The 16665-nt window shown below is 70.9% G+C and carries 14 protein-coding genes; all 14 read right to left on the reverse strand.

Annotated elements, in window-relative coordinates; genetic code table 11:
- Positions 1 to 220 precede the first annotated feature (220 nt).
- The 14 genes from recO to GXY35_05770 all read right to left on the reverse strand — a co-directional run bounded on the left by recO (position 221) and on the right by GXY35_05770 (position 16658).
- Positions 221 to 1003 (reverse strand): DNA repair protein RecO, encoded by a 783-nt coding sequence (recO, locus tag GXY35_05705; GenBank protein NLW94071.1) that lies wholly within the window; start codon positions 1001 to 1003, stop codon positions 221 to 223.
- Positions 1004 to 1072: 69 nt separating this feature from the next.
- Entirely contained in the window at positions 1073 to 2326 is a 1254-nt protein-coding gene (locus tag GXY35_05710; protein NLW94072.1) for an HlyC/CorC family transporter, read from the reverse strand.
- Between the two features lie 14 nt (positions 2327 to 2340).
- On the reverse strand, positions 2341 to 3051 hold the full coding sequence (locus tag GXY35_05715) for a phosphatase PAP2 family protein (GenBank protein ID NLW94073.1): 711 nt from the start codon (positions 3049 to 3051) through the stop codon (positions 2341 to 2343).
- Positions 3033 to 3491, reverse strand: a complete 459-nt coding sequence (gene ybeY / locus GXY35_05720) for an rRNA maturation RNase YbeY (protein ID NLW94074.1) — start codon at positions 3489 to 3491, stop codon at positions 3033 to 3035. Before ybeY ends, GXY35_05715 begins: the two co-directional genes overlap by 19 nt.
- Entirely contained in the window at positions 3448 to 5757 is a 2310-nt protein-coding gene (locus tag GXY35_05725; GenBank protein NLW94075.1) for an HDIG domain-containing protein, read from the reverse strand. The genes ybeY and GXY35_05725 overlap by 44 nt, the downstream gene beginning before the upstream one ends.
- A gap of 4 nt (positions 5758 to 5761) precedes the next feature.
- On the reverse strand, positions 5762 to 6727 hold the full coding sequence (locus GXY35_05730; GenBank protein ID NLW94076.1) for a PhoH family protein: 966 nt from the start codon (positions 6725 to 6727) through the stop codon (positions 5762 to 5764).
- A gap of 27 nt (positions 6728 to 6754) precedes the next feature.
- Positions 6755 to 8515 carry an aspartate--tRNA ligase gene (gene aspS / locus GXY35_05735; GenBank protein ID NLW94077.1) on the reverse strand — a complete coding sequence of 587 codons (1761 nt, stop codon included), beginning with the start codon at positions 8513 to 8515 and terminating at the stop codon, positions 6755 to 6757.
- Positions 8512 to 9792: a histidine--tRNA ligase gene (locus GXY35_05740; protein ID NLW94078.1), complete on the reverse strand. Its 1281-nt coding sequence runs from the start codon at positions 9790 to 9792 to the stop codon at positions 8512 to 8514. Before GXY35_05740 ends, aspS begins: the two co-directional genes overlap by 4 nt.
- A gap of 31 nt (positions 9793 to 9823) precedes the next feature.
- Positions 9824 to 10108, reverse strand: a complete 285-nt coding sequence (locus GXY35_05745; protein ID NLW94079.1) for an integration host factor subunit beta — start codon at positions 10106 to 10108, stop codon at positions 9824 to 9826.
- 62 nt (positions 10109 to 10170) lie between these two features.
- The gene (locus GXY35_05750; GenBank protein NLW94080.1) at positions 10171 to 10659 is read right to left on the reverse strand and encodes a hypothetical protein; all 489 of its coding nucleotides are present in this window, start codon (positions 10657 to 10659) and stop codon (positions 10171 to 10173) included.
- A gap of 127 nt (positions 10660 to 10786) precedes the next feature.
- A complete protein-coding gene (locus GXY35_05755; GenBank protein ID NLW94081.1) occupies positions 10787 to 11692 on the reverse strand; it encodes a DUF72 domain-containing protein in 906 nt (301 codons plus the stop codon).
- A 3-nt stretch (positions 11693 to 11695) separates the two neighbouring features.
- Positions 11696 to 13240, reverse strand: coding sequence for a beta-N-acetylhexosaminidase (nagZ, locus tag GXY35_05760; GenBank protein NLW94082.1), 1545 nt, complete (start codon positions 13238 to 13240; stop codon positions 11696 to 11698).
- A gap of 92 nt (positions 13241 to 13332) precedes the next feature.
- Positions 13333 to 15096 (reverse strand): N-acetylmuramoyl-L-alanine amidase, encoded by a 1764-nt coding sequence (locus tag GXY35_05765; GenBank protein NLW94083.1) that lies wholly within the window; start codon positions 15094 to 15096, stop codon positions 13333 to 13335.
- Positions 15096 to 16658, reverse strand: a complete 1563-nt coding sequence (locus GXY35_05770) for an MBL fold metallo-hydrolase (GenBank protein NLW94084.1) — start codon at positions 16656 to 16658, stop codon at positions 15096 to 15098. Before GXY35_05770 ends, GXY35_05765 begins: the two co-directional genes overlap by 1 nt.
- Between the last annotated feature and the right edge of the window lie 7 nt (positions 16659 to 16665).

The following is a 16665-nucleotide window of genomic DNA, read 5'->3' on the forward strand; positions in this document are numbered from 1 at the left end:
CATAACCAGCATGCCCTTCCAGGTCACTTTGCCCCCCTTCCCCGTCACGGAAAGCGGGCAGTTTACCAACTCCCGAATAGGACATTTTAACTTTGCACGAATAGGACATTATCGTATTGCGATTACAGATATTCGCGCGGCCATGATATTCGCGCGGCCAATCGCGCGTTCAGACGACCCGCAGGCGCGATGCGCCGTCTCCCCCCGCCGCCGCCCCGCTTCAACGACGGGGAGGAGCGGGGGATCCGCCTGTTGCGGGCGGGGCCGCGGGGGCGAGCAGAACCGCGGCGCGCGGCCGAATGTCGAGGTGGAAGAGGATCGCCCGGCGGAGCATCTCGGCGGCCTCCGCCGCCTGCCGCCGGTCGGGCCTGACGCGGAACCCCGCGGTCGGGCGCGTCCGGCGCAGGCGGCGGAGAAACGCCACGGTGCCGGGGGTGACGCCGAGGGCGTCGCGGAACCGGGGCGCGCAGCGGCCGCAGATCGTCCCCCCCGCCGCGGCGGAGAAGACCCGCCGCACGCCCGCGGTCGAATGGCAGGAGACGCACCGGTCGAGGCGCAGGGAGTAGCCGAGGATGGTGAGGAGGCGGAGCTCGAAGCAGGCCCTGACGAGCCCAGGGTCGGCGTCGGTGCAGGAGGCCTCCAGCGCCTCCCCGAGGAGCCGAAAGACCGCGGGGGATTTCGCGGCGAGCCCCGTCCCCGCATCGACGAGTCCCGCCAGGGAACAGGCGAGGGCGAAGCGCGAGAGGTCGGTCCGCAGCGGCTCGAAGGAGTCGAGGATGTCGCACTCCCCGAGGATATTCAGCCCGCGGCGCGGGTTGTCGTAGTAGGTCAGGGCGCAGCGCGTGAACAGCTCGAGCCGCCCGAGGAACGGGCTCCTCCTGCGGCGGGCGCCCTTCGCCAGAAGGCTGAGCCGGCCCGCACGGTCCGTGAAGGCGGTGAGGATGATGCTCGACTCGGTGAAATCCCGACGATGCAGGATGATACCCCGGACGGAATGGATCATGGTGATCGGATGCACGCGGCAAGAGGAAAGCCGGGATTGTGCCTGGAGCTTACGGCTTGGAGCGTAGAGCTATTTCCTCACCCCCCTGATCTCCAGCGTGCGCACGCTCCGCTTCGTGGCGTCGAGAACCTTGAACGAATACCCCCCCCACTCCATCAGTTCCCCGGCGGCGGGCACGCGGCCGCAGAAGGCGCAGACGAAGCCGGCGAGCGTGTCGTACTCCTGTCGTTCGGGCACGTCGATGCCCAGCTCCACGCGCGCGTCGTTGACCGAGAGCTGCGCGTCGACCCGGTAGACGCCGTCGCCGACCTTCTCGTAGTGGCGCTCGTCGAGCGGATCGTACTCGTCCTTGATCTCCCCGACGATCGCCTCGAGGATGTTCTCCATCGTCACGAGGCCGGTCGTGACCCCGTACTCGTCCACGACGATCGCCATGTGCGTCTGGCGCTTCCGCATCTCCGCCAGCAGGGCGCGGGCCCCGTTCGTCTCCGGGACGAAGAGCGGCTCGCGGGCGAGAACCCCCACCTTCGTCTCCGCCCCGCCGGGCTCCGCCAACCGCACGAGGAGGTCCTTCGACAGGAGCACCCCCACGATGTTGTCGGGGCTCTCGCGGTAGATCGGGATCCGCGACAGATGCTCTGCCCGGACGAGTTCGATCGCCCTGGCGAGCGTCTCCTGTTCCGAGAGGCACCGCATCGCGACCCGCGGCGTCATGATCTCGCGCGCCTCGATCTCGTGGAACGCGAAGATGCGCCGCACCATCTTCTTCTCCTCCTCGGAGAGCATCCCCGCCCGTTCGACGCCGCCCATGCACTGTTCGAGCTCGCTCCGCAGGGGCAGGGCTGAGAAACGGAGCGGGGGGCGCCCGAGCATCTTCAAGGCGAGGTTCATCAGCGCCTGGGATCCGGTCGAGAGGGGGCTGAGAACGGCGCCGATCGTCCGGATGAGGGGCATCAGGTTGAGGCCGATCTTCTCCCCCGCGAGCTGCGCCCACGCCGAGGGGATGAGGCTACCCGGGAAGGCGATGAGCACCGTCGAGGCGACGAGGGCGATGATGAAGACGTACGGCGGGAGCGAGCGCTCCTGGATGAGGGAGGCGACCAGCAGGGCGAGCGCCACGCAGGAGATCCGGCTGATCACGCGGAACGACCAGATGATCTGCTGGGAGTGCGTGATCCAGTACTCCACCCCCGCGGCGGCCCTCCCGCCGCCCTGTCTGATCTTCCAGAGGCGCTCGATCGATATCCCCTGGAGCGCGGCGCTGCCCAGGGTGCAGAAGAAGACCACCGACAGGAACGCGGCGGCGGAAAGCCAGGTGAGCATTCGGCCCCTTTCCTTTACCCGACCCGGCAGTAGAGCCGGTAGAGCAGCAGCGTGACGACGGCGCCGAGGAGCGCCCCGAGAACGGCCTCGGAGACCGTGTGGATGCCGGACGCCACCCTGCCCTGCGCGACCATCAACGCCAGCAGGTAGGCCAGGAACAGCGCCGGGAACGACGACGGGACGAGGATCGCGACGAGGGTCGCCGCGGCGAAGGCCACGGCGGCGTGCGCGCTCGGCATCCCGCCGCGGAGCGGCGTCCCGCGGCGGGACGCGATCTTGATCCCCACCGCCGCCATCATGACGACCAGCAAGGCGAGGAACACGGCGTGGAGCGACAGGCTCCTGACCGCCTCGGCGCCCGCGAGGATCGACGGTTCGACGCGCCGGGCGAAGACGAGGTAGCCGATGATCGTCGCGTTGACGGCCGCGAGCAGCGCCGCCCCGGCGCCGATATCCTTCACCAGCCGCGCGAGCGGGTGGTAGGTCTCGCTGATCAGGTCGATGGTGAGCTCCGCCGCGGTGTTGACCATCTCCGCGAAGAGCATCAAGAAGATGGCGAGGCAGACGAAGAGGAAGTCGATCCTCGGCAGGTCGAGGACGAGGGCCAGCACCAGCACCAGGGCGCCGGCGGTGAAGTGGATGCGCATGTTGCGCTGCGTCTTGAGGACGTAGACGATCCCCTCGATGGCGCAGTTGAAGCTGTCGATCAGCCGGTTGCGCTCCATAGTCCCTTCCGCACGATCTCCTCGACGAGCACCCGCTGCCGCCGCTCCATCCGCTTCCGCGCCCCCGCGGTTTCGTCGTCGTAGCCGCACAGGTGCAGGATCCCGTGCACGAGGTAGAGCAGCAGCTCCTTCCCGCTCGAGGTCCCGGCGGCGCGCGCGAAGGCCTGCGCCCGCCGCGGCGAGATCACCACGTCCCCGATGAGCCGCGGACGCCCGCGGAGACCGGCCCCCTCGAGCGGGAATGCGAGCACGTCGGTGCCGCGGTCGACCCCGCGGTACCGCCGGTTGAGACTGCGCATGAGGCGCTCCCCCGCGAAGAGGACGCCGAGCTCGCACCCCTCCGGGCGCCGCTCCCGGCGCAGCACGTACGCCGCGGCCCGCCTGACCGCGGGCGCGTCAATCAGGGTCGCCCTGACCCTGCTCTCCACCCTGATCCTCATCGTCCCCGCCCCCCGGCGTCGGGTACTTCACCCGCGCGTGGAACGTGCTCGTGAGCACGTGTTCGAACCTCTGGATGATCAGCCGGACCTCGTTGAAGGTGAGGTCGCACTCGTCGAGCTGGCCGTCGGAGATGCGCGTATAGACGATCTCCCTGACGAAGTTGCCGATCCGCCCCGGCGTGGGGCGGCTCAGGCACCGCGACGCCGCCTCGACCGCGTCCGCGAGCAGGATGAGCGCGGTCTCCTTGCTCCGCGGCTTCGGGCCGGGGTAGCGGAAATCCTCCTGCGCCACCTCCTCCCCCTCGGCCCGCGACTTCTGCTCGGCGCGGTGGTAGAAGAAGTAGACGAGCCCGGTCCCGTGGTGCTCCTGGATCGCCCTGACGATCATCGGGTTGAGCTTCCAGGTGAGGGCGATGTCGACCCCGTCCTTGACGTGCGAGAGGATGATCAGGTTGCTCATGCTCGGATTCAGCTCGTCGTGCTTGCTCTCCTCGAACAGGGCGTTTTCGACGTAATACTCCGGCTTCAGGATCTTCCCGATGTCGTGGAAGTAGGCCCCGACCCGGACCTGGAGCGGGTTGGCACCCACCGCCTCCGCGGCCGCCTCCGCGAGGGTGCCCACGATAAGGCTGTGGTGGTAGGTGCCGGGCGCCTTGATGAACATCTCCTTGAGGAGCGGGTGGTTCAGATCCGCCAGCTCCAGCAGCCGAAAGTTCGTCGCCAGGTTGAAGGCGTACTCGAGGATCGGCAGAACGCTGCCCGCGAGAAACGCCGACAGCATCCCCGAGACGAGCCCGCCCGCCGCGCGGAATCCCGACGTGGCCGACACGATATTGAGATCGGAGATCGCGTCGAGGGCGCCGATGGTGATGATGTTCCCGAGCGCAACCGTCGCCCCCGCCCTGACGAGATCGCTCCGCCGGCGCACCCCGAGGGAGGCGTAGATCGCCAGGATGCCGCCCACGGTGCTCACGAGGGTGTACGGGAGGCTGAATCCCTTCATGATCCCGACGAGGAGGGCGAGGAGCGCGACGAAGAAGAGCGCGAGGGTGTGGCTGAGGAGGAGGGTGAGGAGGATCCCCGCCATCGGGACGGACACCGCGGCGAAGTAGTGGAACAGGTTGTTCCAGGAGGATTGTATCGCGCCGAACGGGATCAGCGAGATGCCGCGGGATATGAGGAGCGCCCCGAGCATGATCAGGGAGAGCAGCAGCAGGGACGAGTTGCTGTCGTAGAGGACCGGCTGGTAGTTCATCAGGTAGCGCCGAGAGAGGATGAGCAGCATCACGACGAGGAGGGCGAGGCCGAGGATGTCGTAGAGCTGCTGCCGCATCTTCGTCGGGCCGGGTTCGGCCTCCGCCCGGCTCTGCAGGTAGGCGGCGTACAGCTCCATCTGCCCGGCGGTCACCTCGTACCCGCGCTCGATGATCTTGCTGCCCGCCTGGACCCTGCTGATCACGGGGGCGATGCGTTCGGCGGCGCGATCGCGCTCGCGCTGCGTCAGCGTCTCGTCGTAGGTGATGCTCCGCTCGCAGCAGGCGTAGAGGAGCCCGACGGCGGCATCCCGGCTGCGCCGGTCGCGCGGGAAGACCACCGCCGCCCATCGCTCCGCGGCGGCGCGGGCGGCCTCGCGGAGGGCCTCGCGGTGCCGCTCGCGCTCCGGCGCCTCCCCGCCCGCCGCGGCGATGCGCGCCGCGTCGGCGACGATCGTGGCCTCGGGCCCGCCGAAGGTGGCGAGCAGCTCCTCCATCTGCGTCGCGATCCGCTCCGGTTCGGCCGCCGTGCCGAGAAGCTCGACCGCGTGCGCGTCGAAGCCGGCCTCCGCCTCCGTCACCGCCGCCCCGGGGGGCTTCGCAACGGGGGTGCGGTTCTTGCGCGCCGCGTCGGCGGCCCTGATCGACTCGGCGAGGCCCTGCGCGCACTCCCGGAGCTGCACGGCGGAGAAGCTGTAGAACGGGAGCACCTTCTGGGCGGCCTCGCGCCGCAGCCGCTCCGTCTGCTCCCGGTTTTCGTAGACGAAGCCGCTGTCGGCGAAGACGTCCTTGGGGGCCGGCTGCCCGACGAACAGGTCGATGGTCTCGCGCGAGGGGGCCTGTCCCATCGAAACGATCCAGACGCACCCGGCGAAGCTCGCCGCCGCGATCAGCGTCTTGACGAGCGGCCCCTTCTCGAACGCGGTGCGGAGCGGCCCCGCACGGAACTTCTTCCGGAGCCGCCCGCCGGCCACCCCCTGCCGGCGCAGCCGATACCAGGTCAGGAGCTTCATCCGGTCACGCCCCCCTCCCGCCGCGCCCCTTCCCGTTCCCGGCGCGCGCGTACGCCTTGACGATCCTCTGCACCAGCTCGTGCCGCACCACGTCCCGCTCGGTGAGGTAGGCGAAGCGTATCCCGTCGACCGCCCGGAGCACCGACTGCACCTGCACGAGGCCCGAGGCGCGGTGGCCGGGGAGATCGACCTGCGTGATGTCCCCGGTGACGACCGCCTTCGATCCCGGGCCGAGCCGCGTGAGGAACATCTTCATCTGCTCCGCCGTGCTGTTCTGGGCTTCGTCGAGGATGATGAACGAGTCGTTCAGCGTCCGCCCCCGCATGTAGGCGAGCGGCGCGACCTCGATGAGGCCGCGCTCGATATGCCGCGCGACCTGCGCCGGATCCATCATGTCGTAGAGCGGCCTGAGGTACGGCGTGATCTTCTCGTGCAGGTCGCCAGGGAGAAAACCGAGCGACTCCCCCGCCTCGACCGCGGGACGCGTCAGGATGATCCGCCCCGCCCGTTCGTCGACGAGGGCCTCCACCGCCATCGCCATGGCGAGGTAGGTCTTCCCGGTGCCGGCGGGCCCGATGCCGAAGACGATGTCGTTCCCGCGGATCGCATCGACGTACGCCTTCTGCCCCTCCGTCCTGGGCGTCACGAAGATCTTCTTCGACGGGACGCGTATCCTGTCGGAGAGAAACGCCTGCATCTCCCCCTCCCGGCGGCGGGCGACGGCGCGGATCGCGTAGGCGATGTCGTCCCTGCGGATCTCCCTGCCCAGGCGCGCGGCCTCGGAGAGTTCGCCGAGGACCGTCCGGCACCTCCCGACCCCGGGGCCGTCGCCGCATATCTTGACGGAGGTGCCCCGCGCGACAACGGTCACGCCGAACGCCTTCTCGAAGGCCCGCAGATGCTCCTCGCGGCCGCCGCAGACCGCGCCCGCCTGCTGCGGCGTGTCGAAATCGAGGCGAAACTCGGCCATCGCGCGTCGATCCCCCCGGAGCGCCTCTCAGCCCCCGATCCGGATATGAAGCTCCTTCAGCTGCGCGGGGCTCACCGGGGAGGGCGAGCCGGTCATCGGGCACGAGGCCTTCTGCGTCTTCGGGAAGGCGATCACGTCCCGGATGGTCTCCCGCCCCGCCATCAGCATCACCAGCCGGTCGAGCCCGAGCGCGATCCCCGCGTGGGGCGGGGCGCCGTGTCGAAGCGCGGCGAGGAAGAAGCCGAAACGGTCCTCGACGACCTTGTCGTCGAGCCGGAGCAACGCGAAGATCCGGCGCTGGAGCCCCTCGTCGTGGATCCGCACGCTCCCGCTGCCCAACTCGCACCCGTTCAGCACGAGGTCGTACGAGGAGGACCGGACCCGGAGCGGTTCGGTATCGAGGAGCGCCTCCTCCCCGGCCTTCGGTGCGGTGAACGGATGGTGCTCGCTGTCGAGGCGCTTCTCCTCCTCGTTCCAGGTGAAGAGCGGGAACTCCGTGATCCAGGCGAACCTGAACTCCCCGGCGGCGGCGAGCGTGAGCTCGCGGCCGAGACGGTTCCTTATCGCGGAGAGCGTCGCGCGGGCGACCGGCGGGGCGGCGGCGACGAGGAGGATGAGGTCGCCCGCGGCGGCGGCGAGAGCGCCGCGGAGCCCGGCGAGCTTCTCGGCCCCGAAAAACTTCGCGATCGGCGACTCGAGAGACTCCGCCCCCACCCTGAACCAGGCCAGTCCCCCGGCCCCCTGCGCCGTCGCGAAGGCGGTCAGCCCGTCGAGCGCGGAGCGCGACCAGCTTCCGCAGCCCGGGGCCGCGAGCCCCTTCACGCACCCGCCCTCCGCCAGCGCCGACTCGAAGCCGCGGAACGCGGAGCCCCCCATGATCCCGGTGACGTCCTTGAGTTCGAGGCCGAATCGGAGATCGGGCTTGTCGGTCCCGAACCGTTCCATCGCGTCCAGGTGGGCGATGCGCGGAAACGGAACGGGCAGCTCGACGCCGAGCGTTTTCGAGAAGACGCGGGCGAGCATCCCCTCCACCACCTCGAAGACGTCCTCCTCCCCCGCGAAGCTCATCTCCAAATCCACCTGCGTGAACTCGGGCTGGCGGTCCGCCCGCAGATCCTCATCCCGGAAGCATTTGCAGATCTGGAAGTAGCGCTCCATCCCCCCGACCATGAGGAGCTGTTTCAGGAGCTGGGGCGACTGGGGGAGGGCGAAGAACGTTCCCGGCTGCGTCCGGCTCGGGACGAGGTAGTCGCGCGCGCCCTCGGGGGTGCTCTTGGTGAGTATCGGGGTCTCGATCTCGAGGAACCCGCGCGCGTCGAGGTAGTTCCTCGCCTCGAGCGCGGCGCGATGCCGCGTCTCGAGCGCTTTCTGGAGCCCGGGCCGGCGGAGGTCCAGATAGCGGTAGGCGAGCCGCAGATCCTCGCCCACCTCCCCCTCGTCCTCCACGGAAAAGGGGGGCGTCTGCGCCCGGGCGAGCACCGTCAGCGTGTCCGCGAGCAGTTCCACCTCGCCGGAGGGGAGTTTCGGGTTCTCGGTCCCGGGCGGGCGGCGGCGGACCGCGCCCGAGACGGCGATCACGTACTCCCCGCGCAGCGACTCCGCGCGGGCGTGGATCTCCGCCGACGCCTCCGGGTTGAAGACGACCTGCGCGAGACCGCTCCGATCGCGCAGATCCGCGAAGATGAGGCCGCCATGATCCCGCCGCCGATGGACCCAGCCGCAGAGGGAGACGCGCTCCCCCGCGTGCCCGGCGTTCAGCGCCCCGCACCAGTGCGTCCGCATCGTCATCGCCCGCCGCCCCCGCCGCCGCACAGCCCCGCGAGCTCCGCGGGGACGCGGTCGAGCGGCATCTCCCGCTCCTGCCCGGTCCGCATCTCCTTCAGCGTCGCGGCGCCGCGCGCCCGCTCCCGCGCGCCGAGAAGGAGCGCGAACGGGATCCCGCGCCGCCCGGCGCGGCGCATCTGGCTCTTCAGGCTCCCCCCCTCCCCGTCCATCTCGGCCCCGACGCCCGCCGCCCTGAGCTCCCTGAGCATCCGGCGCGCGACGGGCATCGCGTCGGGTTCCCACGCCACCACGGCGACCGTGACGCCGCCCGCGTCCCGGGAGGCGGCCCCCTGCTCCTTCATCACCATCAGCACCCGCTCGATCCCGGTGCCGAACCCCACCGCCGGCGTCGGGGGTCCTCCGAGCAGTTCCACGAGGTCGTCGTAGCGCCCCCCGCCCCCCACCGCGTTCTGCGCGCCGAGCTCCCCGGCGACGATCTCAAAGGTCGTGCGCGTGTAGTAGTCCAGCCCCCGCACGAGCTCCGGTTTCACGGTGTAGCGGACGCCGGCCTCGTCGAGGAGGCCGAGCACCGCGTCGAAATGGCCGCGGCACCGGGCGCAGACGTGCTCCTTCACCCGCGGGGCCGCGGCGATGATCTCCGCGCAGCCGGGCTGCTTGCAGTCGAAGACCCTGAGCGGGTTCGTCTCGGCGCGCCGGCGGCAGTCCCCGCAGAGCGCCGCCTTTCTCTCCGCGAGGTGGGCGGCGAGGGCCGCGCCGTACCCGGGGCGGCACTGCCGGCAGCCGACGCTGTTGATCATCGTGGCGACCCGCTCGATGCCGAGCATCGCGTAGAACTGCAGCAGCATCTGGATCGTCTCGGCGTCGGCTGCCGGCGCGGCGGCGCCGATCGTCTCCGCCCCGAACTGATGGTGCTGCCGGTACCTCCCCGCCTGCGGTTTTTCGTAGCGGAAGACGGGGCCGAGGTAATAGAGCCGGGCGGGCGTATCGGCGCGGCCGAGCGAGTTCTCGAGATAGGCCCGTATCACCGGGGCGGTCCCCTCGGGCCGGAGGGTGAGGCTGCGGCCCGAGCCGTCCTTGAAGGTGTACATCTCCTTCCGCACGATATCCGTGGCTTCCCCGACGCCCCTCACGAACAGGTCGGTGCTCTCGAAGATCGGGGTCCGGATCTCGCCGAACCCGTAGAGCCCCGCGACGCGGCGCGCCGCCTCCTCGACGCCGCGCCATCGCGCCGCCTCGTCGGGCAGCACGTCGAAGGTTCCCCTCGGTTTGAGCAGGTTCATCCCCTCCGCTCCATCGCGCGCGACGCGTGCGCTAGGCGGGCTTCTCCACCCTGGCCTTCATGATCCGGCCCGGTTTGAAGTCCGGCACCCGCTTGGCGGGGATGCGGACCTCCTGATCCGGCTTGTTGGGGTTGCGCCCGAGCCGCGCCTTCCGGGTGCGGACCCGGAACACGCCGAAGTTCCTCAGCTCCACCGCCTCGCCCTTCTCCATGCTCTCGACGATGTAGTCGAGCAGCTTCTGGATCACCTCCCTGACCGCAAGCTGGGTCAGGCCGGTCTCCGTGGAGATCCGGATCGCCAACTCCCTCTTCGTCATTGCGGCCCCTCCTTGCCGTGCGCCGGGCCTTGTGCGCGAAAGGCCCGGTTCCCCCCCTGCGCTCACACCCCCGCCGCCTTCAACGCGATGAACAGGGCCACTATGGCCGCCACGAGGGCAAGCAGTTTGAGCGGCCACGATCCCAGCGCCCGGAGCAGGAGGATGCGCGGCCTGTGCAGCGTCTCGAGGCTGCGCCTGCGGCCCTCGAGCGCCCCGAGCATCCCCCTGAGCTGGACCTCGGCGTGCCCCTGCACCTCGATCAGCTTCTTCCAGTGCGGCTCCGGCATCTGCACCGCTGCGGCGAGCGAGTTCAGTCTGCCGAGAAGCTGCATCACCTCGTCATCGGAGTGCACCGGTATCTCGAGCGCGGTCATCAACTCCGGGTAGCGCTGGACGAGGGCGTTGCGCACCGCGAGGAACTCGGCCGCCGCGTCCCCCGGCGCCGCCGGACCCGCCTGCCGCGCTCCCGCGGCCCGCTCGAAGAGGGCGTTCCAGTCCGCGATGAACGCGCCGGCGGCCTCGATCTGCTGCGCAAGGACAGGATCCTTCATGCTCGTGGAGCGCCGCTCCCTTCTCTGCGGGCGGTCAACGGACGGTTCACGCGGGCGAGTGCGGTTAAAACTGCTTGCCGCCGTTGCGTTTCCAGCGTTTGCACTCTACCACGCCCCCCCCGCGGGGTCAACGGCAAATTATTTCTTCGCGGCCGAGCCCGGGCAGCGCCTCGGGCGGCGCGCAGGAGGCGATCGCCCGCAGCCGCGGGAACGCCTCCAGCAGCGGCGGGGGGACGGCGACGCGCCCCCCCCGAAGGCGCGCCGCAAACTCCAGCGCGTTGCAGACCGCCTTCCCCCGGTAATGGTTGTTCAGTATGACGAAGACCCGCCCCTCTCCCGCCGCGTAACCCCGTATGCGCGCCGCCCACGGATCGAGCTCCTCCGGAGCGTACAGGTAGTCGTACCGGGCGTCCCGCCCCGCCCCCTCGCGGAACCAGTTCTCGCGGTTACGGCCGTGGAGGCGGACGTAGCCGACGCGCGCGGTGCGGTGGGCGACCGGGGGCATCGACGAGGGGAACCGCGGCTGGTCGATCGCGCAGAGGCCCATCCCCCGTTCCGCGAAGAAGCGGCGCGCCGCGGGCGTGTCCCAGGATTTGTGCCGCACCTCCACCGCAAGCGGCGCGCCGGGGAACGCGTCGGCGATCCGCGACAGACGAGCCCGGGCAGCGGCGGTGTCCCTGAACGACCAGGGAAACTGGGCGAGGAGACAGCCGAGCGCGCCGGCCTCGAGGAGCGGGGTTATCCCTAGACGGAACCTCTCCGCCTCGGCAACGGGGAAGGCGCCTTCCTCGTGCGTGACGGCGCGGTGCAGCTTGGCGGTGAACAGGAAGCGCCCCCGCCCCTGCGTCCTCCTCGCCCAGTCCGCTGCCGCCCGGGGCGAAGGGATCCGGTAGAAGGTGGAGTTCACCTCAATGCAGTCGAAATAGCGGGACAGGTAGGCGAGCGGGTCGAATCCACGCGGCGCGGGCGAGGGGTAGACGGCGCCGCGCCAGTCCGCGTAGTCCCAGCCGGCGGGACCGATGTACGGGTCCATGCGCTATACCCTCAGCGCCACCGGGCATTTCCCGCGGGGGGCGAGTTCGCCGAAGAGCGCCTTCCCGACCGCCTCCAGCGTGTGACGGTCCGTCCCGTATGCCGCGAGGCGGGCGGCGTGCGGGGGATAGAGTTCGGCGTCATACGGGTTGCGGACCGCGATGAACGCGGCGGGCTTCCCGGAGGCCGCGATCTCGTCGACCAGTTCCGTCTGCGCGCGGTGGAGGTGGGCGTTGAGGGTGCAGACGACCGCCGCGTCGGCATCCCCGAGGGCCTGCCGGGCCGCGTCGAGATCCCGGCGGGAGGGGGAGAGGGGGAACGTGACCATCTCGGCGGACGGGTGGCGGAGGCGGATGATCTCCGCCAGCCGGTCGAGCGCGGGGACCTCGTCCTCAACGGGGGTGAGCGGCCCGGCCTGGGGGAAGAAGACGAGCAGTCTCCGTCCCGTCTCCAGACGCAGCGGCAGCACCTTCTCGCGGTCCCCGACGAGCGTCAGGGCCGACTCCGCGATCTCCCGGGCCAGCGCCTCCCCCTCCTCGCCCGCCGCGGGAGGCGGACCGGTGAGACGCGCGCGGAGCTTCTCCTTGAAGTCGCGGAGCCGCTTGAGACTCCCCTTGATCTGGTCGGAGCGGAGTTTCGAGGTGCTGATCGCGTTGGCGAGATCCGCCATCGCGTTGATCTGTTCGGTGCCGGAGTGGCAGAGGAGGAGGAGGTCGGCCCCGGCCCCGCAGGCCTTGACGGCCGCGGAGCCGGCGTCGCGGTGCTCCTGTATCGCCTCCATCCCGAGGTCATCGGTGATCACGACCCCCTCGAAGCCGATCCGCCGGCGCAGCAGGTCCCTGATCACCGCTTGCGAGAGGCTCGCCGGGCGCGCCGAGAGGGACGGGTAGCGGGCGTGGCTGACCATCATCCCGGAGACGCCCGCCTCCGCGGCGCGCATGAACGGAATGAAATCCTGCCGCTGCAGCTCCTCGGCATCCCTGGAGATGACCGGCATCTCCAGGTGCGGGTCCTGCTCCGCGAACCCGAGGCCGGGGAAATGCTTCGCGACGGCGGCGATCCCCGCCCCCTCCATCCCCCTGATCATCGCCGTGCCAAAGGAGGCGACAATCTCCGGGTCGTCGCCGAACGCCCTGACCCCGATGATCGGGTTGTTCTTGTTGGTGTTCACGTCGAGCACCGGCGCAAAGATCATGTTCACCCCGAGCGCCCGCAGCTCGCACGCCGCGCAGCGCCCGACGCGTTCGGCGAACTCGACGCGGCCGGTGGCGGCGATCGCCATCGCGGACGGAAAGCGCGTCGCCCCCCGGGGGATGCGGTGAACGGCGCCGCCTTCGTGGTCGATCGCGATCAGCAGGGGAAGCTCGCTCACCTTTTTCCGCATCGCCTGCATCTCGGCGCAGAGCGCCGCGAGCTGGCGCGCGTCGCGGATGTTCCTGGAGAAGAGGACGATCCCGCTCACGCGCCGCCCGGCGATCATATCCTCGAGGGAGGCGCTGGACGCCTTCCCTTCGAATCCGAACATGAACCGCTCGCCGTGCCGTCTCATCGATACCCCCCGTCAGGAACAGCGCGCCTGCGGATCGCGCAGGCCCCGTGGAACATGCCGCTGTAAACGATTCGTCTGCACCGCGCCGCCGCTCACCCCGCCGTTTCGGCGAACCCCAGCACGCCCTCCGCGATCGCCCTCCCCGCCCGGCGCGCGTACCCCTCCCCGAGGATCCGTTCCTCCTCCTCCGGGTGCGAGAGGTAGCCGCACTCGACGAGGACGGCGAGATAGTCGGCGGGGACAACCACCGCGAACCCCGCCTGGCGCGCCCCGCGGGGAGGGGCCATCACCGTCCCGAGCCGGTCGAGGAGCGCGGTCGCGAGCCCCCTCGACTGCGGCGCCCCGTAGTACGTCGCCGCGCCGCGGCGGGCGAGCGGGTCGCAGTGACCGGGACACGAATCGTGGTGCACGCTCACGAAGATATCCGCCTCCTCGCGGCGGGCCCGTTCGACGCGCGCGGGGAGGGAAAGCGTGCGGTCGTCGTCGCGGGTGAGCACCGCGCGCACCCCCCGCCGCCGGAGGAAGGCCGCCGCCGCCCGGGCGACCTGGAGGTTCACGTCCTTCTCCCGCAGGCCGGTCGGGCTGACCGCGCCCGGATGGGCGCCCCCGTGCCCCGGGTCGATGACCACCCGCACCCCCCCGGGCCTCTGTCCCGGCGGCGCCTTCACGTCGAGCGCGATCCCCTCCTCCGTACGCCGGAGCGCGTATCCCCACCCCGCCGGATTGCGCAGTTGGACGACGGCGACGAGTATATCAGTTTCCGTCGCCGGGATCCGGGCCGTTTCGACGGGGCCGGCGCCCGCCGCCTCCGCCCGCCGGGGGAACGCGGCGGCGCCGAAGATCTCCACCGCCAGCTCGCCGGGCGCCTTCCCGGGCGAGACCCGTGCCGGCGGCGCCCCGCTGGCGGGGATCCGCACCGTGGCGCCGCGGGGGGTCCGCTCGACCGCCGGGGCCCCGACGGCCGACGGCGGCCATCCCCCCTCCCCCTTCGACAGGGTGACGCTGCGTTCGGGGACCCAGCAGCGCATCCCCGAGGCGAGCAGTACGCGGAGGTTACCGCCTGACTCGCCGCACAGGTTGATCTGCGTCCCGGCATCGAGGCGCCACTCCTGCGCGCCCCCCGGCTCGGCGCTCGCGGGGGCGCCGTCCGGGCCGACAACGCCCCGCCTGAGCCGTGCGCGGGGGAGCAGGGTGACGCGCCCGGAGGACCGGACGCGCGCGGTGCGTCCCAACGCGTCGCGGAGCGCGAAACGCACCCGCCCGCCCGAGACGCGGTCCCCCTCCTGCACGCGGTACGCGCCGCGGTAGATGCCGCGGATTTCGTTTCCGTCGTCCGTCGCCAGCGGCGGGGCCTCCTCCATCGCCGCTTCGCGTACGACCTTCCCCAGGGACCAGGAGGCCCGCATCCCCGGGCTCCCCTTGCACTGCACGCGCAGCTCGTCGCCGGGCTGGAGGACGGTGTCGGCGGCGGGCATCAGCATCCTTTGCTCCGCGACCGGCGGAGACGCCGGGGAGGTCACGAGGGGATCCTCGCAGACGACCGCGAGCGCCAGGCGGTCCTTCGCCCCCGCGCGCTCGGCGGCCACCTCGATCGTCGTCTCCCCCGGCTCCAGCGGCACGAGGCCCACGAACGCCCCGGTCGGGTAGACCCTCGCCGGCCTCCCGGCGATGGTGACCCGGCATGACGGTTCGCACGACCCCGCGACCCTGACCCGGGTGAACGGCGTCTTCAGGGAGGCGGGGGGGTAGGTGATGGAGAGCCGGGTGCCTCCCCGGCCCGGCGGCACGGGGGGGGATGCGGCGAGGAGGATCGCCGGCAGGAGGGCGATGCACGGGCCCGGGCGGTTTAAGCGCATTACCGGTCCGCCTCGAGTTCGGCCGCCAGGAGGCGCGCCTCCGCGGCGTGCCTCCCCTCCGGCTCGAGCTCGAGACATCTCGCGATCGCCCTGCGCGCCTTCTCGAGGTCGCGCGGGGGATAGAGGAGCCCAAGCTGGAAATGGGCGAAGGCGTTGCCGGGGGCGAGGGCGACGGCCTTCTCCAGCTCCTGGATCGCCTCCTCCTCCCTCCCCTCCTCCCGAAGCTCCCAGCCGTTCCGCGCGCGCAGGAAGCCCGCCTTCTCGCGCGCGAGCCCCGCCCAGTGCGTGTCGGCGTGGCAGTCGAGGTACTTCTCGAAACAGCCGAGTGCGCGCGGCCTGTCCCTTCTCATCAGGATGAGGCCCAGATGCAGGTTCGCGTACGAATCGCACGGGTCGCCCGCGAGGGCGGCGGAGAACTCCTTGATCGCCTCCGTCTCCCTCCCCTGCTTCTTCAGGCAGTAGCCGAGCGCGCTGTGCGCCGACGCGGCGCCCGGCTCGACGAGGAGCGCCTTCCGGTACCGCGCGGCGGCCCCGGCGTAGTCCTTCCTGCGCAACAGCCCCTTCGCCTCGCTCTCGAGCCGGTAGTACTCCTCCTTCAGCGGCTTCCCTGTCACGGCGGAGACCGGCCGCCTCCGCTCCGTCTCGACCGAGAGCCGCGTCCCGTCGCTGACGACGGTCACGCTCCCGTCCAGGTCCGTCCGGTAGACCGTGCAGTCGAGCGACACGAGCCGATCCAGCACCTCCCGGTGCGGAAGACCGAAGCGGTTCCCCTCGCCGATGCTGACGACCGCGATCTCCGGCCGCACCGCCCGGAGGAACGGGTAGGTGCAGGAGGAGCTACTGCCGTGGTGCCCGACCTTGAGCACCTGGCTCCGCAGATCGCGGCGGGTGGCGAGGATCGCCTTCTCCTCCTCGTCCTCGCAGTCCCCGGTGAAGAGGAACGAGGTCTTCCCGAAGGTCATGCGGATCACGAGCGAGTTGTTGTTGTAGTCGTCGGGGGAGACCCCGCGCGCCCCCGCGCCCTGCACCACCGTCGCCGAGGCGCCCCCGCCCCAATCGAACGTCTCCCCGCCGCGGACGACACGGAGGCGCGCGCCCGAGGATTTCACCGTCTCGAGAAGTTTCCGGTACGCCTTCGCGGGATGCGCGAGACCGTTGGCGATGAACTCGTTCGCCGGCACCGTTTCGAGGATTTCGGCGAGACCGCCGTAATGGTCGCCGTGCTGGTGGGTCAGGATCACGGCGTCGAGATGCGCCACCCCGCGCCGTTCCAGGTAGGGGAGCACGACCGCCCTGCCCTTCGTCCAGAGGCCCCCGTCGATGAGCACGCACCGCTCCGCCGTCTCCACGACGATCGCATCGCCGATGCCGCCGCGCCCCCAGCGCCGCTCGAGGCTGCGGAGGTACTCGTCGGCCTGCGCGCCCGACCCGCCCCCGTCCCCTTTCCGGGCCACGTCGAGGAACGTCACCCGCACCTGTCCCCGGGGAACGCCCGCCTCGCAGACGGCGGCGAGGGAGAGAAGGCAGCACGCCAGGAACAGGACGAAAGGATATCTTCTCATCGGCTTA

The organism is Chlamydiota bacterium, from assembly GCA_012729785.1.
Taxonomy (GTDB): Bacteria; Auribacterota; Tritonobacteria; order UBA1439; family UBA1439; genus UBA1439.